This is a genomic window from Rhizobium sp. SL86, from assembly GCF_026672545.1.
Lineage (GTDB): Bacteria > Pseudomonadota > Alphaproteobacteria > Rhizobiales > Rhizobiaceae > Neorhizobium.
In genome coordinates this window covers 1,169,542-1,192,075 of record NZ_JAPPRJ010000002.1, presented here as the reverse complement: position 1 = coordinate 1,192,075, position 22,534 = coordinate 1,169,542, and the positions used below count along the sequence as shown (strand labels likewise).

Genomic DNA, 22,534 nt, shown 5'->3' with positions numbered 1-22,534 from the left:
ACCATTGAGCGAAGACAGCCACATCGAATTCCTCCTGTCCGAGGCTCTTGCGAGGCAGCGCGCCGCATTCGAGGCGGACCCCCATCCGTCACTCGCCACACGCCGAGACCGGCTGGATCGGATCGGCCGCTTGCTGAAGGACCGGGGGCCAGAGATCTGCGCGGCGGTTTCGCGCGATTTCGGCCACCGGTCCGTGCATGAGACGACCATGCTCGAGATCGTACCGTTGATGGGCGCGCTCAGGCACACACGCTCCCACCTCAGGCGCTGGATGAAGCCGGAGCGGCGTGGGCGCTCCATCGAATTCCTGCAACTGAAGAACACGGTGCAATACCAGCCGCTTGGCGTCATCGGCGTGATGGTGCCCTGGAACTATCCAATCTTTCTGGCGCTCGGCCCGTTGATCGATATCCTCGCCGCCGGAAACCGGGCGATCATCAAACCGTCGGAACTGGTACCGCAGACCTCCGCCTTGCTGTCCACGCTGATCGGCGCGTATTTTGCGCCGGAAGAGGTAACGGTCCTCGAAGGTGGCGTGGATGTGGCCGCAGCCTTCAGCGCCCAGCCTTTCGATCATCTGGTCTTCACGGGTTCCACCGCCGTCGGCAGGAAGGTCATGGCGGCCGCAGCGGCCAACCTGACGCCGGTGACGCTGGAACTCGGCGGCAAATCGCCGACGATCGTCGCGCCGGATTACAGTCACTTCTCCGCTGCCCGCGACATCGTGTTCGGCAAGTTGATGAATGCCGGGCAGACCTGCATCGCGCCGGATTACGTTCTGGTCGAGAAAGGCCGTCTCGAGCAGTTCGTCAGCGCGCTTCAGGCCGAGATCGTTCGTTGTTATCCCAGCCAAAGCTCGGCCATGCACTATACCGGTATCGTCGGCGAGCGTGCCCACCGGCGGCTGGTTGACGGGCTTCAGGAATGCCACGATCGTGGTGTGCGACTGGTGACGGCCGACATAACCCTGCCGCAGGCGGGATTTGCCATTGCGCCCACGCTCGTGATCGACCCGCCCGCCGATTGCCGGCTGATGGAGGAGGAAATATTCGGCCCGATCCTGCCGATCATCCCCTACGACACCCTCGACGATGCCATTGCCTTCATTCGCGCCCGCCCACGTCCGCTGGCGCTCTATTTGTTCACCGGACGAAACGAGACCCGGCGCAAGGTGCTGGAAAACACCATTTCCGGCAACGTGACCGTCAATGGCACGCTGTTGCATGTGGCGCAGAACGATCTGCCGTTCGGTGGCGTGGGGCCGAGCGGCATCGGGGCCTATCACGGGTTTGACGGCTTCAAGCGGTTTTCGCATGCCCGCGGCATCGCAAGCGTCAGGATTTTCAATCCGGCGCGGCTTGCCATGCCGCCTTACGGTCGCCTGACGGGGTTTCTGGCGAGGTTCATGGGGCGCGGTTAACGGACCCAGCCGCGCAAGCAAGGGTCGTCCGCCGATTGACCGTTGCGCAAGCTGCCCAAAAGCAAGGTTATTGCCCCGCGCGTGATGGTGATTGACAAGCTTCGGTCCTATCTGCCGAGAAAGCCGAGCTGGTGCCGCGCGTCGAGCATTGCTCGCACAAGGGCTTGAACAACCTGGCCGAAAAGTCGCATCTGATGCTCCGGCGGTGAGAGCGACGAATGATGCGTTTCACGTCCGCACGGCAATGTCAGCGTTTCGTCTCAACTCACGGCCAGATCGCCAATCTCTTTCTTCTTCGCCGGACCTGACCACTGCAGATCATCGCCAGCTTCGCGCCAAAGCAATCAGCATCTGGCGGGAAATCGCTTTGAAGATTGACGGGTGAGATTCAGGCCGATGATACAGCCGCGTCGCAAACCCGGTTAAGGCGACGCCACCCTGCCTGCGCTTTGGCAGACTGTAGCGCGCGCTATCGCCTGAGCGACTGATCTATCCGCCTCCTTCGAGGCGGGGCAGCCTGTTTTGAGGGCCGCGCGATTTGGCGGCCTAGGGACGAGCGTAGACGCCCCGAACAAGACGAAGGAGGGATTTCTCCAGGCGATCCCAGGTCGCGGGATCGTTGGTTGGCAATCCGATGATCGTGTCTGCCTGTCTGCCGGCAAGTGCGATTTGGCTGATGGCGGCAATGAGGAGCGCGTTTATGGCGGGCGCATCCACATCCTCGGGGGGCTCAAGACCGCCGCGCACGCCTGCCATCCAGGCGCCATAGGCGCGTGCGCGCGATGCGGAAAGGGACTTTACGAAGCTTTCCGAGCCGGTGAGCTCCCAGAGCAGGGATTGCAGCGCGAGCGGTTCTGACCTCACGATATGAAGCAGCTGGAGGGCGAGCAACTCGATGAGCTCGCCATAATTCTCGACCGGCGTCTGCGGCAGGCCCGCCATCAGTTTTTCCTGCCACCATTGCGCCAGCCGCACGCCAAGCGCCTCGAGCAGTCCGTCCAGGCCGCCGTAATAACGATAGATCAGCTGCTTATCGACACCCGCTTCGCGCGCCACCGCATTGACGCCAAAACCGCCGGGGCCGGCTGCAATCAGGATCGCCTGCGCGGCCTCCAGGATCCGTGCCTCCGTCGCCGGCCGGTCGCGCATGCGCGCCGGTTCCTCGTCTGCATTGCGTGCTGCCACTCTCTTTCCCTTTCACGTCACCAGTCAGTGATATTTCAGCAAAAGCGGCGCGGCAAGACGGGGATCTACAAAATTCACCGACCGGTGACTTGACATGTCACCGGTCGGTGAATTATTGATATCACCAATCGGTGACAATGGTGGCGACGTAATGCACGGAGCTCCGGACGCCGACATGCGTATCGCTGATCGCTCCATGCCGGTGCGATGGACCGCATCGCGCATCATTGCCCCGTTCGTGCCTCCCTGATCGCCCTTATCTCCTTTACCGGAAGTGTCCCCATGACCCCGAAATCCATGCCAGTTCTTGGCCTGTCCACCATCGCGATCGCGATCGGCTTTAACCTTCCCTATGCCCAACTTGTGACGATCTTCGATTATCCCGACATCCTCCGGCGACCGGCCGGTGAGGTTCTGGCCCGTTTCACCGAGGGTGGTCAGTCCCTGATCCTGACATGGCATGCGTTTGCCTGGGCAGCGGTGTTGTTGGTGCCGCTGACGGTCGCGCTCGCCTTCACGGTCGAAAACCGGCTAACGTCGGAGCGACTGGCGCTTATGGCGGCGATTGCCGGGGCACTGTCCGGTGTCACCCAGGCCATGGGCTTATGGCGCTGGGTCTTCGTGATACCCGGCCTTGCGAACGCCCATGCGCGGGGCGATGCTGCGGCACGGGCAAGCGCCGAAGCCGCCTTCACGATCCTGAACAGTTATGGCGGTGTTGCCATCGGCGAGCATCTCGGCCAATGGCTGCTGGTCTTTTTTGTCCTTGCGATGTCTGCGCTCCAGTGGCGTCAGCGGCGCGTACTGTCCGGTGTGACGGGATTTGTCACCGCTGTTGCGATTGCCATCGGCACCACCGAAGGGCTGGCGCTGGCAATCGGGCAAGAAAGCGATCTCTATTCGCTCTTCACCATCGCCGGTTTCCTGGGCTTGACCCTCTGGCTGATCCTGATCGGCATTCGCCTGCTGCGGGCACAGCGCCGGACGGCAGCCGTTGCGACCGGAGTTTGAGACCGCTCATCGTCAGACGCACGACGAACATGCGTCTCAGATGGAGGAGCGCGGCCTCCGGTCCGCGCCGCGCACCTCACACGTGCTTTCTTTAGACCCGGACGGCGTCCGTATTCCATCCCTCCGGCAACGGGGAAGGCCGGTCGACCTGCGCATTTTCGATCGTGAGGCCGCTTACGCCCTTGGCGAAAATCGCCGGCATGCCGCCGGGATAATCGATCAGGCCGATGATCTTGCCATCCGGCCCGTAGCGCCAGGCATTCACGCGACCGGCGCTCTTGTCGCCGATCGGAAAACGGTCGAACCGGTCGTCGATCGTGGGGCGGATGTCGTAGCATCGACCAGTGCCCAGCGCGCCGGGTTCCTGCCTGATCATGATGTTGCGGAGCGTCACGTCGTGGATCGCGCCTTCGCGCTCGGAATAGAAATTAATCGCGCCTTCCATGCGGCCCGTAACGTCCTCGATGACGACATTACGGACGTCGCCTGCCGGAAATTCTTCCGGTCGCCGGTCGAGCAGCGTGATCGTTACCGCTTCCCCGGAGCCCCAGAAGCCCGCCGGCGTTTCGCTGCAATCGACGGAAATGCGCGCGAAGCGGATGTTTTCCACTACGCCGCCATCGCGCGAGAAGATGCCGAGGCCCCGGTTCGATTTCTCGATCCGGACATCCTCGAAGGTGATGTCGCGAAAGGCGGAGAAACTTTCGGTGCCGAGCTTGAGGGCACAGGACCGGCTTTCGATGATGCAGTCCGTGATGCGCACGTTTTCGCAAGGCCCGGTGAGGCTGCCATCCTCGCGACGGGTGGTCTTCAGCACGATGCCGTCGTCGGCCGTGCGGAAACTGCTGTTGCGAATGTCGACGTCGCGGCAGCCGTCGATCACGATGCCGTCTGTATTGGGCATGCGGCGGTTATTGTCGACCTGGACATTGCGGACGGAAATCGTCTCGCAGCCGGCAAAATGCATGGTCCACATGGGTGCATCGTCGATGCGCAGGCCTTCGATGCGGACATTCCTGCAGTCGTCCAGCACCAGAATGCGCGGCCGGTAGCGGGAGGCGACCAAAGTTCCCATGTCGCCGTCGTTGCCGTGGGAATAGGCGGTCGAGCCCTCGCAGAAGATGCGGCCTTCGCCGATCAGGGCAATGTTTTCCGCGCCACGCGCCGCCATCATTGCGCGATCGCTTTCCTCCGCCACGATGGCAACGGTCGTTGTCGCATAAAGCTCGTAACCCGGAAGGAAACGCAGTTCGGCGTCCTTCGCGATCTCGAGCGTCATGTTCGAGCGAAGCGTCAGGCCAGTGCAAAGATGCGTCCCGGCTTCGAGCCGAATGTGGATGGGGCCCTGCTGTGCGTCGATCAGCGCCTGTAACTTGTCCGTAATGGGTGCATCGCCTGCCGGGATGCGGATGGGGTGTGCCTGGGTCATTGTCACTTGCTCGGAGAGGGCTGTTCGAATTCAGGTGCGGGTCTGCAGAAGGGCGGCGATGTAGCCGTAGCAGAAGGCAAAGGCGACCTGCTGCTGGTTATCGCCGGACAGGGTCGGGGCGTGATCGGGCATGACCATGTATTTGTAGCCGGTATCGCGCAGCGCATCGATTACGGCCGGCATGTCCATATCGCCGTCGTCGGGGAAGCTCTCGCGGAAGGAATAACGCTTCCCGACAATGTTGCGGAAATGGATGTTCATGATCTTGCCGCGCTCGCCGAACCAGCGCGTGATTTCCGGCACGGTCGACACGTCGTCCACCATCTCGCCAAGCGTTCCGATGCAGAAGTTCAGCCCGTGGACAGGGCTTTCATGCATCTGCACGAAGCGCTTCATACCCTCGACGGAGCCGAGAACGCGGGTCACGCCCATGTAGCCGGGGGGCGTTGCCGGATCGTGCGGATGGCAGGCCAGGCGAACATTGACGGATTCGGCAACAGGCACGACACGGGCGAGGAAATAATCCACGCGTTCCCAGATCGTGTCCTCATCCAGCTTTCCGACGCCGATCGGAGCCGCTTCATCCGGATTGGCCAGATCAAGCCGGAAGGCCTCGGCCTGATAGCCGCCGCGGCCCGGTTCCATCGGCGTGCGCGGAATGCCGATATAGTTGAAATTGTAGCGGACCGAAGGAATGCCGGCGGCTGCGCAGTTTTCGATCAGCCGGCAGATGCCGTCGATCTGCCGGTCACGTTCCGGACCCGCCAGCATGATGTCCTTGCAGGGCACGTCTTCCCGGTCGACGCGTGTGGAGGGCATCGGCAACTGGGTCATGTCGAGAGTCAGGCCGAAGCTCTCGATCTTCTCACGGAAGGCTTCAAGCGTCGCGCGGTCCCAGCTCCGCCAATCACCGGAGGGCGTTGCCGAGACGTTGTTGACGCCCAGTTGCTTCATGACGCGGTAATCGTCGTCGTGACGGGCGGGGAGTTGGGTGCCGAGATACATGTCTATTCTCCTGAGGCGACAGCTGTGGTCGAATTAATCAGCGCGGATCGGTGCCGCCGGATGGGGCAGGCCAGTCGTCCGCGCAACGGAAGGTCGGTTCCGCAAGGCCCTGGTACGGAAGATCCTCGACAAGATAGACCGCGCCGCCAGGGCCAACGCCGCCGGCCTTCAGCGTGGTGATGAATGCGCTGCGAAGGTCCGGCCCGACAAAACAGATATTGGTCGGATTGGGGACATCGACGTGGATTTCCGCATCGATCCGCCCCTCAGGTGTCATCCGCACGATCCGCCCGGAATCGCTTGCGGCGATCCAGTAGCAGCCATCGGTATCGATGGCCGCGCCATCGGGGCGCCCGCCAAGGGCGGCCTGATCTGCAAACAGTCTGCCGTTGAATATACGCCCTGTATCCGCATCAAAGTCGTAGGCAAGAATATGCGGATTGGAGGGGTGCGAATCCGACACATACATGGTCCGGCTGTCCGGGCTCCAGGCGAGTCCGTTCTGCGAACGGAACTGGCCGCCACGGTCGGTGACGACGGCATGGCGGTCAATGCTGTGGAGCGAACCCCAGGCGTCCGGCGCACTCGTATCGGGCGCCATGGTTCCGGACCAGAAGCGGCCCTGCCGATCACAGGCGCCGTCGTTCATGCGCCACCCGCCTGTCAGCTGCGGGCCGAAACCGGCATCAAATTCCAGCCCGTCGGCGCCGATGGTCATGATGGCAAAGCCGCGCTCGGTGGAGGCGATGAACCGGCCGCTCGACACCAGTGCCATCGAGCCGACCTTCAGCGACAGTGCAAAACGCTCCATCTTTCCGTCGGACAGCGTGTAGCGATAGACCGCACCGCCCGGCGTGTCGACCCAGGTAACCTGGCCGGTCTTTGCGTCCCAGACCGGTGTTTCCGCGATCGTGCAGTCCGGCTCGGCAATCCTGTGGGCCTGATGCAGCAATGGGCCTGGCGTCTTCGTCACGGATCGGGGCTCCCGCATCACGTCGTTTGTGTCGTCGGCACCATGCGCCGCTCCGTCGCCTTGTCGAACAGAAGGATCTTTTCAGACGCGAGAGACAGCGAGATCTGCTCGCCGTTTGAATGCGTGCTGCGGCTTTTCGACGAAACGAGGATCTGGCCGACGGCGCTGTCACAGATGACGACCGTGTCCGAGCCGGTCGTCTCGACGGCATGAACGCGGGCATTCAGGAAACCGATGTGCGCGGTGGGTGCGACTTCCAGATATTCCGGCCGAATGCCGAGCAGGACATTCTTGCCATCGTGGCCCGCATAACCGGAGGGCAGGGGAATGCGCGTCGATCCATCGGCAAGAATGAGGGTGCCGGATGTCTCGTCGATCTTCGCCTCGAACATGTTGATGGCCGGCGAGCCGATGAAGGTCGCAACGAACACGCTGTCCGGGTAGTCGTAGAGAGACAGGGGCGTTCCGGCCTGTTCGACACGGCCATCGCGCAACACGACGATCTTTTCGCCCATGGTCATGGCTTCCACCTGGTCGTGCGTCACATAGACCGAGGTCGTGCGCCAGCGGTGATGGAGGTCGCGGATTTCGCCGCGAACCTGGCTGCGCAGTTTCGCATCAAGGTTGGAAAGGGGTTCATCGAACAGGAACACGGAGGGATTGCGCACGATCGCGCGGCCCATGGCCACACGCTGCCGCTGACCGCCGGACAGTTCTTTGGGCAGCCGGTCGAGAAGTTTCTCGAGACCCAGCATCTGCGCGGCCTCGTCCGTCTTCTTCTGGATTTCCTCCTTCGGACGACCGGCGAGACGCAGGGCAAAGCTCATGTTTTCCCGAACCGTCATCTGTGGATAGAGCGCGTAGCTCTGGAACACCATTGCGATGTCGCGGTCCTTCGGAGGCAGTTCGGTGACATCGCGTCCGCCGATGTGAATGCTGCCATCGGTGGCTGTTTCCAGTCCTGCGATCATCCGAAGCAGGGTCGACTTGCCCGAGCCGCTTGGCCCGATCAGGACGCAGAACTCGCCTTCGTTGATGTCGATCGAGACATCCTTGATAACGTCCACGGCTCCGAAGCTCTTGGATACGCCCTGTAGTGAAACGGCTCCCATGTCATTCCTCTTGAATTGCTGAGCGCGCGCGGCGCAATTATCCCTTGACGGCGCCGGCCATGATGCCGCGGTTGAACTGCCGCTGAAGCGCCAGATAGACGATGACGCTGGGCGCCATTGCCACCAGCGTGGCTGCCGTCAGAATGTTCGGTGTGATGGTGTCATCGACGCGCAGTGAGCCGAGTGCCACGGGCAGCGTCATCAGGTCCTTGTCGTTGACCGCGATGAGCGGCAGAAGATACTGGTCCCAGATCATGATGAAGCCGAAGATCGTCACGGTTCCGAGCGCCGGGCGCACCAGCGGCAGAATGACGTTGACGAAGACCTGCCACTCGTTTGCGCCGTCGATGCGCGCGGCTTCTTCGAGTTCCATCGGTACCGCCCGCATGAATTCCGTCAGCATGAAGATCGAGAAGGCCCAGCCCACCACGGGCAGGATCATCGCCAGATAGGTGTTGTAGATGGACATCCCGAGGATCGGGATTTCCTTCTGCATGACGAGATAGAGCGGAATGGCGATCACTTCTTCCGGCAGCATCAGCGTGCATAGAATGAAGAGGCTGACGACGGCCGCGCCACGGAACTTCTTGCGGGCCAGGGCATAAGCTGCCAGCGCGCTGACAGAGACCTGCAAGATCGTACCGAAAATCACGACAATGGTCGAGTTGAGCAGGTACTGCCACACCTTCATCTGGAAGATGGCGATGCGGAAGTTCTCGAGCGTCGGGCTTTGCGGGATCAGTGTCAGCTGGCCCGGTTTCAGACTGACGCCACTGAAGGCGGTGACAAGCGTCGCCCAGAAGGGGCCGACGAATGTGACGACGATGACGGCATAAAGAATGATCTTGGCGACGCGGGAAGAGAAAGACGATGTCATGGCGTTTTCCCTCAGACCGTGAACCGGGATTTGATCTTCATGTGCACCAAGGTCAGCGCCACCGTGAAGAGCAGAAGCAGCAGCGATACGGCGGATGCATAACCGTAATTCAGTTCCTCGAAGCCAACCTTGTAGACGTGCGTCATGATGGTGGCCGTCGATCCTGCGGGACCGCCGCCGGTGGTGGCGTAGACTTCCGCGAAGATACGGAACCCGCGGATGAAGGACAGCATCACCACCACGGAGATGGAAGGAATGATGCCGGGGATCGTGACGTGCCAGAACTTGCGCCAGGGGCTTGCCCCGTCCACGCTTGCCGCGTCGTAAAGTTCACGGTTGATGCCCACCAGTCCGGCGACAAAAATCACCATGTCGTAGGGTGCGCTTTTCCAGATGCTCATCAGGATCAGCACCCAGAGCGCCTGATCGGGATCGCTGAGGAAACCCTGCGGCGCCACGCCGAGAAAACCGAGTGTGGCGTTGATGATGCCGTAATCGGCGGAGTTGAAAAGGATCCGCCAGATTTCCGCGATGATCGCCACGCTGGTGATGGCGGGAAGGAAGATCGCCGTGCGGATGATGCGCAGGTGCCGTGCCGGCCCCTCGAGAAACAGCGCCAGGCAAAGGGCCGTGACGGAGGCTCCCAACGTCGCCACGATCACGTAGATGGTCGTGTGGAACACGGCCAGCCGCAGATCGGGATCGTCGAAAGCCTTGTAGAAATTATCGAGGCCGACCCACTCGCTGTCCGCATAAAACTGCACATTGTAGAACGACATGGAGAAGCCCGAAACCATCGGGTAGAACTTGAACCATGTGAAAATGACAAGCGCCGGAGCGAGGAACAGCCAGGGAATTATGGCCGTGCTGAGCGGTGTTTTCCTGGGACGGCGTTTGGGCAGGCGCTTGCCCCCTGCGGCGCCATTTGGAGCCGCCTGTGGTGTCGTGGTCATTTCCAACCTCGTGAACCGATGGAAGTCCGCGCGGCGCAGGACGTGCCGCGCGGGTGAGGTGCCTTACTTCGCGGAAGCCGACAGAGCCTTCTGGTTGCTCAGCTCTTTGGCGACCTGCTTGTTCAGCGTTTCCAGTTCCGCGGGGATATCCGCATCACACTTGGCCAGAACGCGGTTGAAGCCTTCCGCCGTGATCATGCGGATCGCGGTCCAGTTCGGAACGGCGGGCATGTAGTGGCTGTACTTGTCGAAGGTTTCCTTGAAGATCATCCAGCGCGGGTCGTTGCGAACGGCGTTGACATCGACCTTGGCGTTGACAGGCAAGCGCACGAGCGGCGTCTTGCCACTGCCTTCCGCCATGGCGATCTCCTGCCCCTTGGGCGAGATCACGAAGGCGAGGAACTTTTTCGCGGCTGCTTCATCCTTGGCGCCCTTCAGAAGATAGGCGCTCGTGCCTTCCGCAAGCGAGGCAATGCCGCCTGGACCCGCCGGCATCATCAACACTTCGACCTTGTCCTTGCCCGGCTCCGCATCGAGTTGCGGAATGTGGTACGGACCGGACATGAAGATGCCCGTTTGGCCGGAACGGAAGGTGGGTAGGGTGTCGCCGGTCGTGGCGTTGATAGCGCCCGGCTGGCTCAGCTTGTCGCAGATCATGCCTCGGACATAGGTGAGGGCAGCGGCCACCTGAGGCGTGTTGACCGTCGGCACGAAGCCGTCCGCTTCCTGCTTCACGAAGTCGCCACCCGCCTGCCAGATCAGGCTGCTCATGAACCAGCTGGTGTAACCACGCGTGGTCGAACCCGGAATGGCCATGCCGAACGTGTCGTCCTTGCCATTACCATCGGGGTCTTTTGTGGTGAACGCCTCGGCGAGCTTGCGGACATCTTCCCATGTCTTCGGCTCGGGCATGCCGAGCTTTTCGCGCCAATCCTTACGAACGAACATCGCGAATGATTGCGCTGACATCGGCACGGCGTAAAATTTGCCGTCATTGGCCTTCGCGCCATCCCATGCCGAAGCGACGACATCCTGGTTGCCAGTGATCGAGGCCGGATCAATGGACTGGAGGATACCCATCTGGCGCATTTGGCCCATGGCAGCGGTGTCATTCAAAACGATATCCGGCAGGGTTCGGCCAGCCGCCGCACGCGCAAGCCGCTGCTCGAAATCGATGCCCGTGTTGAAGGTTTCGACGGTGATGCCGGTGTCGGCCGTGAACGCATCGGTCAGTGCCTTCAAAACACTGATCGATTCGTCCGTCTGGCGCGACCAGACGCTGATCGATTCGGCCTTGGCGGTCAGCGTGGTTGCACAAAACATCGCGCAGCCAAGCATGAGAAGTGATCTGGTCTTCTTCAAGATGAATTCCTCCCTCAACGAGAGCCCCACAGGAGCCCTTTCGTTCAAACTCATCTGAAGAGTTAGTCCAACTTATATGACAATGCAAGGAGCGTGTTTGATCGTGATAGATGGTTTGTCGAAGTTTTGTTAGAACTTCGCGTCATCATGGCATTGGATTTGATGGCGCTCCACCTGTGATAACATTAGGATAAGCTAAACATGCCTCGGCTGCACAAGCCAGTACAGCACCCGTCTTGACCTGTCATACATATGCGTGACATGTAGCCCGACCGATCGAAGAGGGCCGTGGCCCGGACAATCTTGATCGCGATTCACAGCGGAGACTGGCATGAAACGTCTGTTGATCACGGGTGCTGGCGGAGGCATGGGCCGCGTCATGCGCGAGCGTCTTGCGACGCTTGCCGAGACATTGCGTCTTTCCGATGTCGCCCCCATGGAGGCGGCTGGCCCACGTGAGGAGGTGGTCTATTGCGACCTCGCAGATCGCGACGGCATGATGCGGCTGGTGGAAGGCTGTGACGGCATTGTTCATCTCGGCGGCATTTCCCGGGAAGACAGCTTTTCGCGGATCATGCAGGCCAACATTCTCGGGCTCTACAATCTGTATGAGGCAGCCCGCGCCCATGGAATGCCGCGCATCATTTTTGCCAGTTCCAACCATGTGGTGGGATTTTATCGGCAGGATCAGTTTATCGACACCCGCGCTCCCGCTCTGCCGGACACGCTTTATGGCGTCTCGAAGTGTTACGGCGAGGCGCTCGCCAAGATGTATTATCACAAGTTCGGGCTGGAGACCGCCATCGTCCGGATCGGCTCCTGTTTCGAAATGCCGCGGAGCCACCGGATGATGGCATCCTGGCTGTCCTACGCTGACTTCACCTCGCTGGTGGAGACGATCTTCAAGGCGCCGCGCGTCGGCTGCACGACCATCTGGGGCGTGTCGAACAATGATGCGCGGTGGTGGGATAATTCGGAAGCGAATTTCCTCGGTTGGCGGCCGAAAGATAATGCCGAAGACTACCGTCTGGCGATGGAGAGCAGCACCACGACGCCCGATCCCAATTCGGCGGATGCCATCTATCAGGGCGGGCCTTTCACCTCCTTCGGCATCAAGCCGGATTGAGCCCTGGAGAGAGAGCAAAATGGTCATCGTGCTTGAGGCGCACGCCTATCGGCTGACGATCGATCCCGATCATGGCGCGACCATTCTTACGGCCGACTGGCGCAAGCCGGATGGTGCGTGGATGCCCCTTCTTGCGCCTCTGGACGAGCCGAGCAAAGGCTTGTCCGCGGGCTGCTTCATCATGGCGCCCTTCGCCAACCGCATCCGGTCTGGCCGCTTTCCGTTCCAGAACCGGGAAATCGTGTTTGCGATGAACCGGCCGGATGCCGGCATGGCGTGCCACGGTGTTGCGCGTGATCTGTGCTGGAGCATTAGTGAAACGAGCGGCACGCATGCCGTACTGCAATGTGTTCATTCCGCGGATGACTATCCCTGGCAGTTCAGCCTGCGCTTTCGGATCGCCATTGCCGATCATGGTCTGGAACTGTCGCTCGACATGCAGAACCTCGCGGACGAGGCGTTTCCTTTCGGTGTCGGACTGCATCCCTATTTTCCACGACGACCGCAAACGACGGTCACCTTTTCCTCGCAGGGCACCTACCGCAAGGACCAATGGGGGCTGCCTTTGCCGCAGCTGGACGCGGAGACCGGCATCCTGTCCGGAGAACCGCTTCTGGTGGAAACCCATCTGGGGCTCGACGCCTGTTTTGTGGACTGGGCGCCTGCTTGGGCTCGGATCGACTGGCCGACCGAACGGGCAAGGCTCGACCTTGCGGCGGAAGGAGCCTTTCGTCATCTGCATCTTTTTGCGCCCGAAGCGCGTGAGGTCTTCTGTATCGAGCCGGTCAGCCACCTGCCGGACGCCGTGAACCGTCCGTCTCTGGCGGCCTCCGCAGCCATGCATGTGCTTGCCCCGCAGGAGACGCTTTCCGCGACGCTGAAACTCTCGATGTCGATGTTTTGACGGCCTGATTCGTCGAAGAGGGCGTCGCCAGATAGGGCGCTTCCTGTTCAATCGGCATACTCTCCTGTAAGTCACCAGGTCATGACGTTGCGAGGAGGCGCGTCGTTTGGGGAGGAGAGAGCGTTGTCACTGACTTTGCGACAGATCGAGGTGATCCGGGCGATCATGGTGGCCGGTACAATCGCCGGGGCGGCGAGACTGATGAATGTCGCACAGCCGGGTGTCAGCCGGACCGTCAAGCACATCGAGGGATCGCTCGGGATCAAGCTCTTCGTGAAAAAGGGCGGACGTTACGTTCCGACGGCGGAAGCCCGCGATGTGTTTGTCCAGATCGAGGAGGTCCACCGCAAGATCGATCAGTTGCAATTCTCGATCGCGCAACTGGAACGGGGTCGTGACGTGGAGCTGTCGCTCGGCTCTGTGCCCAGCATCGCCAATGTCATGGTGCCGCGGGCAGTCGCGAAGCTCTTCCAGCACTACCCGCAGATCAAGCTCAACTTCGAGATCCTGAAGATCGAGGAGGCCATCGATTACCTGCTGCTCAACAAGGGCGAGGTGGTGGTGATGAGCTATCGCCTCGATCATCCCTCCATCGTGTTCGAACCGCTGGCGCGCGGGCGGCTCGTCTGTATTGCGTCGCCGAACCATCCCATCGCGGCGCTGAAAAGCGTCTCTGCCCGTGAGATCATCAACTATCCCCTGATCGGCATTGATCCGAAGGACCCGTACGGCGCGATCATGGCCGACATCTTTGCCCGTCAGAACCTTCGATACGACATCGCGATCCGCGCCCGTTTCGGCACCACGGTCTGCCGTCTTGTCGAGCATAATCTGGGGATTGCGGTGCTCGATGCCTTCACGGTGGCGGAAATCAGTTCCGGCAGCCTTGCAATCATCCCCATCGAAGAGGAAACGACCTTCCAGACCTATGTCGCCTACCGCGCGGATGCGGCGCTTTCGAGCTATGCGGAGCGTTTTGTGAAGCTGCTGAGAAGCCTGATGGAGGACCATATGAACAGGCAGATGAACCATAACATTTTGGCATGATCCATGTTCAAATTGGTATTTGCGTTATGTCAAGGAATCGAAAACGATAGCAACACCTGCACAGCAGGATCTGTGGCATGCGGAGGAGGATCCGCAGTCACCTCAAACATCAAAGCCCGGGGGTACGGGAGGAGAACAATATGCTGAAGACACTCGTGGGGGCTTTCGCCCTCAGCATGGCTGCATCTTTCGCTATGGCAAATGATTTCCCCAAGCAGGATCTGCAGGGCGTGATCCAGTGGGGCGCGGGCGGCAGCACCGATCTGGTGATGCGTTCGGTTGCGCCGCACGTCGAAAAGGAACTCGGCCGCTCGATCGTGATGACCAACAAGACGGGCGGCGTCGGCGTGATTGCGACGCAGTTCGTCTCGACGCAGCCGGCCGACGGTTACACGCTGCTGATGAGCGCGGAAAACCCGCAGCTCTACAAGGTCATGGGACTGTCCAACCTCGATTATTCGAACTTCTATCCGGTCAACGTTCTGGCCCGCGGCGTACCGATCATCGTGGCAAACAAGGACGCCCCGTTCAACACGTTCAAGGAACTGGTTGACTACGTCCAGAAGAACCCGGGCAAGGTGCGCATGGGGTCCACCGGCCCCGGCGGTCTGCCGTCCGTCGTTGGTGCGATGCTCTCCAGCAAGCTCGACTTCAAAGTCACTGCCGTTCCCTTTGATGGTGACGGCCCGGCGCTCACCGCCATGCAGGGCGGCGCTGTGGAGTTCATGCCAGCCGTTCTCGGCGCTGCCGTCGAGCACGTAAAGGCTGGGCGCATCAAGGTTCTCGCCATCTTCGACAAGCAGGCAAGCCCGGTGTTGCCGGATGCCCGTCCGATCACGGCCGATTATCCGCAGTTCGAAAGCCTGCTGCCCTGGGGCCCGTTCTTCGGCGTCTTCGTCAAGTCGGAAACGCCGGATGACGTGAAGGCCAAGCTGGTTGCCGCTTTCAAGAAGGGCGCCAACAACGAAGCCTTCCAGAAGCTGCTCTCCGATCGTGGCTACGTCTCGATGAACATGTCCGGCGATGAGGCTAACAGCTTCCTGAAGAAGTGGCAGTCCACCACGTCGTGGATCGTTTACGACGCGGGCATGGGCAAGAAGTCGCCGGAAGAATTCGGTATTCCGAAGCCCTGATGGGGTTTGGACGCAACGGCCGGACAAAACGCCCGGCCGTTGCCATCTCTCATTGCGCATCAACCCGTTGATCGACGGTTCCGGGCAAGATGGATTTCTGCCCCGTAACCGCGGGAGCATCTCATGCAAGAACAGCCAACTGCACGCCGACCCGGCGAACTCGTCTTTACGCTCATTCTTCTTGTGGGCAGTCTTTTCCTTCTCTGGCAAGCCTATGGCATTTCAGGTTTCGCAGGGCTGAGCTCCGCCGGTGCCTTCCCGATGGCAATGTCTGCGATCATGGCCGTCTCGCTCGTCGTGATCCTGGCCACCGTGTTGCGCAGACCTGCCCCGGCAGCGGTTCTGGAACGCCTTCGCAAGGACATTCTGCCGGCGACGGTTGTGGTGTTCTGCGGGCTGATCCTCGTTTATTCCCTGGCGCTGGACTGGCTGGGTTTCATTCCCTCCTCCTTCCTGTTCCTGCTCGCGTCGATCACGTTCCTGCAGGGCGGGCGGTTCAAGCGCGCGCTTGGTCTGTCGCTGCTGTCCATCATCTGCGTGTACGTGGTGTTTCGTCTGGTGTTCCAGGTGGTGCTGCCCGAGGGCCTGATCCCGGAGCGCGCCATCATCGCCTGGATCCAATCTTTCTTTGCGGCGGGGAACTGATCTCGTGGAAGCCTTGACCTATCTTTTCTCGTCGTGGATCCAGCCGGATCTGCTGTTCCTGACGGCTCTCGGTGCCTTTGCCGGCATCTATATCGGCGCCATCCCCGGCCTCTCGGTCACCATGGCCGTGTCGATCCTGATTTCGTTTACCTTCAGCTGGGAGGTGAACCCTGCGCTTGCCCTGATGAACGGCATCTTCATGGGCGGCGTTTATGGCGGCTCCAGAACCGCGATCCTGCTCAACATTCCGGGCGCCCCGGCGGCAATCGCGACCAGCCTCGACGGTTATCCGATGGCGAAGAAGGGTGAAGCCGGACAGGCGATCGGCCTCTCCACGGTCATGTCCTTCATTGGTGGCCTGGTCGGCATCGTTGTCCTTGCCCTGGCTGCCCCGGCTATCAGCGAATTCGCCATCAAGTTCCAGCCACGCGATTACATGCTGATCGCCGTGATGGGCATCCTTCTCGTTGGCGCGCTCTCCGGCGAAAGCCTGGCAAAAGGTGTGTTCGCCGGTGCCTTCGGCATTCTGCTTGGCACCGTCGGCCTTGACCCGATGACGGCCGAACAGCGTTTCACCTTCGGCTCCGTCTCGCTGATGAACGGCATCTCCTCCATCGCGCTGATGATCGGAATGTTCGGTGTCTCCGAGGCGCTGCTCCAGCTCCATCACCTGAACGCCCAGGCGGTGAAGCAGAAGATCGACCGCATCGTGCCGCTGTGGGGTGATATCAAACGTCACCTGTCGTTGACGCTGCAGTCTTCCGGCATTGGCGTCATCATCGGCGCCCTTCCGGGGACGGGTGGAGATATTGCCGCGCTGATGGCCTATGACCACGCCAAGCGCATCACCAAGAACCCGGACGTGCCCTTCGGTGAAGGTGCCAAGGAAGGCCTGATCGCTCCGGAAAGCGCCAACAATGCCGCTGTCGGCGGCGCCTATATCCCGATGCTGACACTCGGCATTCCGGGTGATGCGGTCACTGCCGTCATCATCGGCGCACTGTTCATCCACGGCCTCAACCCGGGACCGCTGCTGCTCCTGGAAAAGCCGGACATGTTCTGGTTCACCGTCGGCAACCTGGTGTTGGCCGATATCTTCATGCTGATCTTCGGCCTCACCGGCATCCGCATCTTCACGAAGATCATCGAATGCCCGAAGGCCGTGCTGTTCCCGCTGATCCTGCTGCTCAGCGTCGTCGGCGCCTATTCGATCAACAACTCCGTTGCCGATGTCTGGTGGATGCTTGGCTTCGGTGTGTTCGGTTACTTCATGAAGCTCTACGGGTATCAGGTGGCGCCGGTCATCCTCGGCATCATCCTGAGCCGCCTGATGGACGACAACTGGCGCCGCGCCATTATCTCCGAGCGCGAGAGCCTGCCGGATTTTGTGCTCGGCATCCTCACAAGCCCGCTGTCGGCGACGCTTCTCGGCATCATCGTCTTCGTGCTGTTCACGCAGACACGCTGGTGGAAGCGCCGCTTCGGTGCGGCGCCGACGTCCCTCGATGCTGTCAAGTCCAACTGAGACAGGGATCTTAAGGATGAGTGGAACGACAATCCGTCTGGGCCTCATCGGCGACAACATCGCCGCGTCTCAGTCGCCCCGCCTGCATGAGATTGCGGGTCGTCTCTGCGGCCTGACTGTGACTTACGAGCGTCTGGTTCCGCCGCAGCGGAACCAGACCTTCGAAGAGGTTTTCGCCTTCTGCGGCGAGGAAGGTTTTGCCGGCATCAACGTGACCTATCCCTACAAGGAACGGGTCGTCGGCATGCTGGATGTGGCGGACCCCGCGATCCGCAAGATCGCGGCCTGCAATACGGTTCTTTTCGGGGCCGGCACGCCGCGCGGGTTCAATACGGATTTCACCGGCTTCGTGCATGGTTTCCGCACCGCCTTCGGTCGCGATGCGTCTCCGGGACGCGTTGCCATGATCGGCGCCGGCGGCGTGGGCAAGGCCGTTGCCTTCGGGCTTGCCGAGCTTGGTTGCCGCCATCTCCAGCTTTTCGATCGCGATCAGGCGCGGGCAGAAGGTCTGGCCTCGGCCGTACGCCAGGCCGTTCCCGATCTCACGGTCCAGGTGGCACCGTCCGCGGAAGAGGCGGTCATTGGTGTCGACGGACTGATCAATTGCACGCCGCTCGGCATGGTCGGTTATCCGGGATCTGCCGTGCCGCTCAGCGGTCTCGGCCAGGCGCGCTGGGCGTTCGATGCGGTCTACACACCGGTCGATACCGAGTTCCTGATCGCCGCCAAGGCGGCGGGTGTTTCGGTCATGAGCGGCTACGAGCTGTTTTTCTTCCAGGGCGTCGATGCCTTCCATCTATTCACCGGGCGGGATGTGGATCAGGCGGCCCTGCGGCAGGCACTGAAACAGGGTGAGGGAGTGAACGTGTGATGAAAACGTCGATCGCGACCGTCTCGATCAGCGGCGATCTTCCGGAAAAGCTGAATGCCATTGCCAAGGCGGGCTTCAGCGGGGTGGAGATCTTTGAAAACGACCTCCTGATCCACGACGCGTCGCCGGCCGACGTAAGGCGCATGGTCCATGACCACGGCCTTGAGATCTCGCTGTTCCAGCCGTTCCGCGATTTCGAGGGCATGCCGGAGCCACACCGCAGCCGTTGTTTCGACCGGGCGGAGCGCAAGTTCGACATCATGGAGCAGTTGGGAACGGACCTCATGCTGGTCTGCTCCAACGTATCCCCGGTATCGCTCGGCGGCATCGACCGGGCGGCAGCCGATTTCCGGGAGCTGGGAGAACGGGCTGCAAAGCGCGGCCTGCGCATCGGTTACGAGGCGCTCGCCTGGGGGCGTCACATCAATGACCATCGCGACGCCTGGGAGATCGTGCGCCGCGCCGATCATCCGAACATCGGCCTCATCCTCGACAGTTTCCACACACTGTCGCGCAAGATCGATCCCGAGAGCATCCGGTCGGTTCCCGGTGACAAGATTTTTTTCGTCCAGCTGGCCGATGCGCCGCAGATCGACATGGACCTGCTCTACTGGAGCCGGCACTTCCGCAACATGCCGGGCGAAGGCGATCTGCCGCTCGTCCGGTTCATGTCGGCAATCGCGGCCACCGGTTATGACGGGACGCTGTCGCTGGAGATCTTCAACGACCAGTTCCGCAGCGGATCGGCCCGCCTGATTGCCGAGGACGGCCATCGTTCGCTCCTCAACCTGATGGACGACGTCAAACGGGTCGAGCCCGATATCCGCCTCACGCTAGAGGCTGCTGCCCCGCGAGTTGCGGTCGAGACGGTTGAATTCGTCGAATTTGCAGCCTCGCCGGAGGACGCCGAAGACCTGGTGGCACTCCTGACGACGCTCGGTTTCGTTAAGGCCGGACAACACAAGAACCGCAAGGTCGATCTTTACCAGCAGGGGGAGATCCGCATCGTCATCAACACCGATCCGGACAGCATCGCGAGTTCCTCCTATTCCGTCCACGGCGTCAACGTCTATGCCTTCGGCTTGCGGGTGGCGGATGCCGGGCGCGCGGTCGAACGGGCCATTGCGATGGGAGCGGAAGCCTTTGCGGAGCCGCGCCGCCCGGGTGAGGCGGCTGTGCCTGCGGTGACCGCGAGCGGTGGCGAAATCATCTACTTCATCGACGGAAGCGACGCGCTCGACCAGATCTGGTCTAAGGAATTCGACCTTACTCCCACAGGCACGGCTGGCGCCGGCCTCACGCGCATCGATCATCTGGCCCAGACGACCCGTTACGATGAGATGCTGAGCCTTCTTCTGTTCTATACGGCGATCTTCGATGTCAGCCGGTCCGGCATGGTGGATGTCGCCGATCCTGGTGGTCTGGTGCGCAGCCAGGCAATTCATTCCGCCGATGGTCGGTTCCGCGTGACGATCAACGGGGCGGAAAGCCGCAAGACCTTTGCCGGCCATTTCCTGACGGAAGGTTTTGGCGCCGGCGTGCAGCATATCGCCTTCCAGACAAACGACATCTTTGCGACGGCAACAGCCCTCAAGGCGTGTGGTCTCGAGCCTCTGCCGATTTCCCGCAACTATTACGACGATCTGGAAGCCCGTTTCGGTCTGATGCCGGAGTTCGTCGATCGCCTGCGGGAGCTGAGCATTCTCTATGATCGCGACAATGACGGCGAATATTTCCAGCTTTACAGTCGCACCTTCGGCGAAGGATTCTTCTTCGAGATCATCGAGCGCCGCAATGGCTACAACGGGTATGGCGCCGCCAACGCGATCTTCCGCATAGCTGCCCAGCGGCGGCTTTCGAAGCCGACAGGCATGCCGCGGGTCTAGCAGCCGGATGCGGTGACGGACACGGCTAATGCCCGTCTCTGCCCGGAGCGGTGCCGAGCAGGCGGGCATGGCGACGCAGCCAGTCCTGCAGGTCCTGCTCGGCGCGCTCCAGCGTTGCCTGGTTCAACAACTTGCGCAGCAGTGCCTCGGTCACCGCGCGAGACCGGAAATTGTATTTCGCCTCCGCACCCGTCTCTGTTCGGTCGTAGACGCCAAGCTTCTCGTAGATCTGCTGCAGGCGGTTCTGCACGCTGCGCAGCGAGAGATTACGCCGGCTGGCGATCACCCGGTCCGTCAGACCGAGCGCAATATCGACCAGCACCTCGTATTCGCTTTCGGTAAAACCCTGCAGGCGGCCGATGCTTTTCTGCTGCATGCCGCGCACCTCGCGGTCGATCACGCATTGCGCCTCGATGAAGATCGAGCGCAGCGCCAGGCGAAGCCGTTCATCGGAGGCCGATTTCAGCACATAACCATAGGCGGCGCCGTCGGGCACGATGCGGGAGATACCCCGCACATTCGCCTCATCCGCATAGTTCGACCAAAAGAGAATGCGGGTTTCCGGCCGCTCGCGCCAGATCGTCCGTGCGGCCTCGATACCATTGCGCGGGCTCATTTGCAGATCCATCACGATCCGCTCGAACCGGTGCTCGCGGGCAAGCCGCTCTCCCATGCTGCCGTCCTCCGCCTCCGCCACGAGGTCACATTCCGGCAGTGCAGTCCGCACCGCTTCCGTCAGATAGGAGCGATGCAAGGGGTCGTCTTCAACGATGAGAACCTTCATCGGCTTGTCTCCTGCAGACTGAGCGGCAGTTTTACCCGAACGAACGTCTTGCCGGCGCGGCTGCCACAGGAAAAGCGGGCGCCGACCAGCCGGGCGCGTACGCGCATATTGTCGAGCCCGCTCCCGCCATGTCGTGCGGCCTTGCCCATTCCGACGCCGTTGTCGGCAATCTCCAGCGTGAGGGCGTCGCGATCGCGGCCAAAGGAGATGGCGATCTGGGAAGCCTGCGAATGGCGCACGGCATTGTTGATCGCCTCCTGAGCGATACGGAACAGCGTGATGGCGACGTTCGGGGAGAGATTGCCGCTTTCACCGCCCGTCTTGTCGCTCAGCGTCCAGGTCAGCGCCAGTCCACTGTCGCGGATCGACCGGTCGAGATGGTTTTCGATCGCATCCACCAGGCCGAAGAGCTGCAGCACTGAAGGCCGGGCCTGCTCGATGATCTGGCGCAGGTCCTGCATCGATTGTTGCAGGCTGCGAAACAGCGGCTCCAGTTCCTCGCCCGGCACATGCTCCATCATGCTCAGCCGCTCGAGCCGTTTGGCAAACCGTGTCAGGTCACCCAGTGTCTGGTCGTGCAGATCCATGCCGATACGTTGGCGCTCCACTTCCAGCACTTCAGTAAGTCGTGCCGCACCTTGTCGCAGCGCTTCCTCGCGCACGCGCGCGGCCGCTTCGACGATGGCGGATTGTTTGGCCTGTTCGGCCGCCCGGATCGCGAAGAAATAGGGGGCAAGAAGGTCGGCGATCGAACGGGCATGTTCGAGGTCCCGATCCTGATAGTCGTCGATAGTGAGGCTGGAGAAGGAGAGGGCACCAATCGTTTCTCCGTGCACCTTGAGTGCCACATGCAGGCGGCTTTTCAGTCCGTGTTCGCGGATGGGGTCGGAAAACGCCCCCTGGAAGTGGAAACGCGGATCCAGCAGGGCATTTGGCGTCAGATAATAATCGGTCTCGCCGATCAGCAGCCCTCGGATGGGACTGTGCTCGATGAGAGCCGGAGGCCGCTTGCTCCAGTCGGTTTCCAGCCCACTTTCGTAAGCGGTATGAAACGTACTTCCGGGCGTAATGATGCAGACATCCATGTGATCGTGCGGAATGATCAGCGCGATCTCCTTGGCGACAGCGCGGATGGCCGACCGGAAATCCAGCTGGCCGGCAAGCAGTCTGGCAATCGTCAGATACTGACGGAAGAGGGAGCCCGAGGCGTCCTCCAGCATGCTATCCTCCCGGCACGTCGTTTTCCCTCCCGGATGACGCGCCTCATCCTTTCCATTAAAGGTGTA

The 22,534-nt window shown here is 61.2% G+C and carries 20 protein-coding genes and 1 pseudogene; 11 read left to right on the top strand and 10 right to left on the bottom strand.

Translation table 11 applies throughout. From position 1 onward, the window contains the following. The first annotated feature begins 4 nt into the window (after positions 1-4). Both OU993_RS17575 and OU993_RS17570 read left to right on the top strand, forming a co-directional pair. Positions 5-1,420, top strand: a complete 1,416-nt coding sequence (locus tag OU993_RS17575) for a coniferyl aldehyde dehydrogenase (RefSeq protein WP_268159589.1) — start codon at positions 5-7, stop codon at positions 1,418-1,420. Between the two features lie 42 nt (positions 1,421-1,462). Next, positions 1,463-1,805, top strand: a pseudogene (locus OU993_RS17570) (DDE-type integrase/transposase/recombinase); the annotation flags it as partial. A 161-nt stretch (positions 1,806-1,966) separates the two neighbouring features. Here the strand turns inward: OU993_RS17570 and OU993_RS17565 are convergent. Further along, positions 1,967-2,605 carry a TetR/AcrR family transcriptional regulator gene (locus OU993_RS17565; protein WP_268159587.1) on the bottom strand — a complete coding sequence of 213 codons (639 nt, stop codon included), beginning with the start codon at positions 2,603-2,605 and terminating at the stop codon, positions 1,967-1,969. Between the two features lie 282 nt (positions 2,606-2,887). On the opposite strand from OU993_RS17565, the gene OU993_RS17560 reads away from it, so the two are divergent. Further along, positions 2,888-3,616, top strand: a complete 729-nt coding sequence (locus OU993_RS17560; protein WP_268159585.1) for a DUF4386 family protein — start codon at positions 2,888-2,890, stop codon at positions 3,614-3,616. 91 nt (positions 3,617-3,707) lie between these two features. On the opposite strand, the gene pglB is transcribed toward OU993_RS17560, so the two are convergent. From pglB to OU993_RS17525, 7 genes are all read right to left on the bottom strand, one after another. Then, positions 3,708-5,045, bottom strand: a complete 1,338-nt coding sequence (pglB, locus tag OU993_RS17555) for a polygalacturonase PglB (protein WP_268159583.1) — start codon at positions 5,043-5,045, stop codon at positions 3,708-3,710. A gap of 30 nt (positions 5,046-5,075) precedes the next feature. Further along, positions 5,076-6,050, bottom strand: a complete 975-nt coding sequence (locus tag OU993_RS17550; RefSeq protein WP_268159581.1) for a mannonate dehydratase — start codon at positions 6,048-6,050, stop codon at positions 5,076-5,078. A gap of 37 nt (positions 6,051-6,087) precedes the next feature. Then, the gene (locus tag OU993_RS17545; protein ID WP_268159579.1) at positions 6,088-7,023 is read right to left on the bottom strand and encodes an SMP-30/gluconolactonase/LRE family protein; all 936 of its coding nucleotides are present in this window, start codon (positions 7,021-7,023) and stop codon (positions 6,088-6,090) included. Positions 7,024-7,040: 17 nt separating this feature from the next. Beyond that, the gene (locus OU993_RS17540) at positions 7,041-8,135 is read right to left on the bottom strand and encodes an ABC transporter ATP-binding protein (RefSeq protein ID WP_268159577.1); all 1,095 of its coding nucleotides are present in this window, start codon (positions 8,133-8,135) and stop codon (positions 7,041-7,043) included. 37 nt (positions 8,136-8,172) lie between these two features. Beyond that, entirely contained in the window at positions 8,173-9,012 is an 840-nt protein-coding gene (locus tag OU993_RS17535) for a carbohydrate ABC transporter permease (protein WP_268159575.1), read from the bottom strand. A gap of 11 nt (positions 9,013-9,023) precedes the next feature. Beyond that, complete coding sequence (locus OU993_RS17530; RefSeq protein ID WP_268159573.1) at positions 9,024-9,965, bottom strand: carbohydrate ABC transporter permease; 942 nt, start codon at positions 9,963-9,965, stop codon at positions 9,024-9,026. A gap of 63 nt (positions 9,966-10,028) precedes the next feature. After that, complete coding sequence (locus tag OU993_RS17525; protein WP_268159571.1) at positions 10,029-11,327, bottom strand: ABC transporter substrate-binding protein; 1,299 nt, start codon at positions 11,325-11,327, stop codon at positions 10,029-10,031. Between the two features lie 331 nt (positions 11,328-11,658). Here OU993_RS17525 and OU993_RS17520 point away from each other — a divergent pair, with 331 nt between their 5' ends. The 8 genes from OU993_RS17520 to OU993_RS17485 all read left to right on the top strand — a co-directional run bounded on the left by OU993_RS17520 (position 11,659) and on the right by OU993_RS17485 (position 20,464). Then, positions 11,659-12,453, top strand: a complete 795-nt coding sequence (locus OU993_RS17520; RefSeq protein WP_268159569.1) for an NAD-dependent epimerase/dehydratase family protein — start codon at positions 11,659-11,661, stop codon at positions 12,451-12,453. A gap of 19 nt (positions 12,454-12,472) precedes the next feature. Further along, positions 12,473-13,357 carry an aldose epimerase family protein gene (locus OU993_RS17515; protein WP_268159567.1) on the top strand — a complete coding sequence of 295 codons (885 nt, stop codon included), beginning with the start codon at positions 12,473-12,475 and terminating at the stop codon, positions 13,355-13,357. Positions 13,358-13,480: 123 nt separating this feature from the next. Further along, positions 13,481-14,404 carry a LysR family transcriptional regulator gene (locus tag OU993_RS17510; protein ID WP_268159565.1) on the top strand — a complete coding sequence of 308 codons (924 nt, stop codon included), beginning with the start codon at positions 13,481-13,483 and terminating at the stop codon, positions 14,402-14,404. A 140-nt stretch (positions 14,405-14,544) separates the two neighbouring features. Next, a complete protein-coding gene (locus OU993_RS17505; RefSeq protein ID WP_268159563.1) occupies positions 14,545-15,537 on the top strand; it encodes a Bug family tripartite tricarboxylate transporter substrate binding protein in 993 nt (330 codons plus the stop codon). Positions 15,538-15,660: 123 nt separating this feature from the next. Next, positions 15,661-16,182 carry a tripartite tricarboxylate transporter TctB family protein gene (locus tag OU993_RS17500; RefSeq protein ID WP_268159561.1) on the top strand — a complete coding sequence of 174 codons (522 nt, stop codon included), beginning with the start codon at positions 15,661-15,663 and terminating at the stop codon, positions 16,180-16,182. Between the two features lie 4 nt (positions 16,183-16,186). Continuing rightward, positions 16,187-17,707 (top strand): tripartite tricarboxylate transporter permease, encoded by a 1,521-nt coding sequence (locus OU993_RS17495; protein ID WP_268159559.1) that lies wholly within the window; start codon positions 16,187-16,189, stop codon positions 17,705-17,707. Positions 17,708-17,723: 16 nt separating this feature from the next. Beyond that, entirely contained in the window at positions 17,724-18,578 is an 855-nt protein-coding gene (locus OU993_RS17490; protein ID WP_268159557.1) for a shikimate dehydrogenase family protein, read from the top strand. After that, entirely contained in the window at positions 18,578-20,464 is a 1,887-nt protein-coding gene (locus tag OU993_RS17485; protein ID WP_268159555.1) for a bifunctional sugar phosphate isomerase/epimerase/4-hydroxyphenylpyruvate dioxygenase family protein, read from the top strand. Before OU993_RS17490 ends, OU993_RS17485 begins: the two co-directional genes overlap by 1 nt. A 25-nt stretch (positions 20,465-20,489) precedes the next feature. Here the strand turns inward: OU993_RS17485 and OU993_RS17480 are convergent, their stop codons facing one another. Next, the gene (locus tag OU993_RS17480) at positions 20,490-21,248 is read right to left on the bottom strand and encodes a response regulator transcription factor (RefSeq protein ID WP_268159553.1); all 759 of its coding nucleotides are present in this window, start codon (positions 21,246-21,248) and stop codon (positions 20,490-20,492) included. Further along, positions 21,245-22,468: a GAF domain-containing sensor histidine kinase gene (locus tag OU993_RS17475; RefSeq protein ID WP_268159551.1), complete on the bottom strand. Its 1,224-nt coding sequence runs from the start codon at positions 22,466-22,468 to the stop codon at positions 21,245-21,247. Before OU993_RS17475 ends, OU993_RS17480 begins: the two co-directional genes overlap by 4 nt. Between the last annotated feature and the right edge of the window lie 66 nt (positions 22,469-22,534).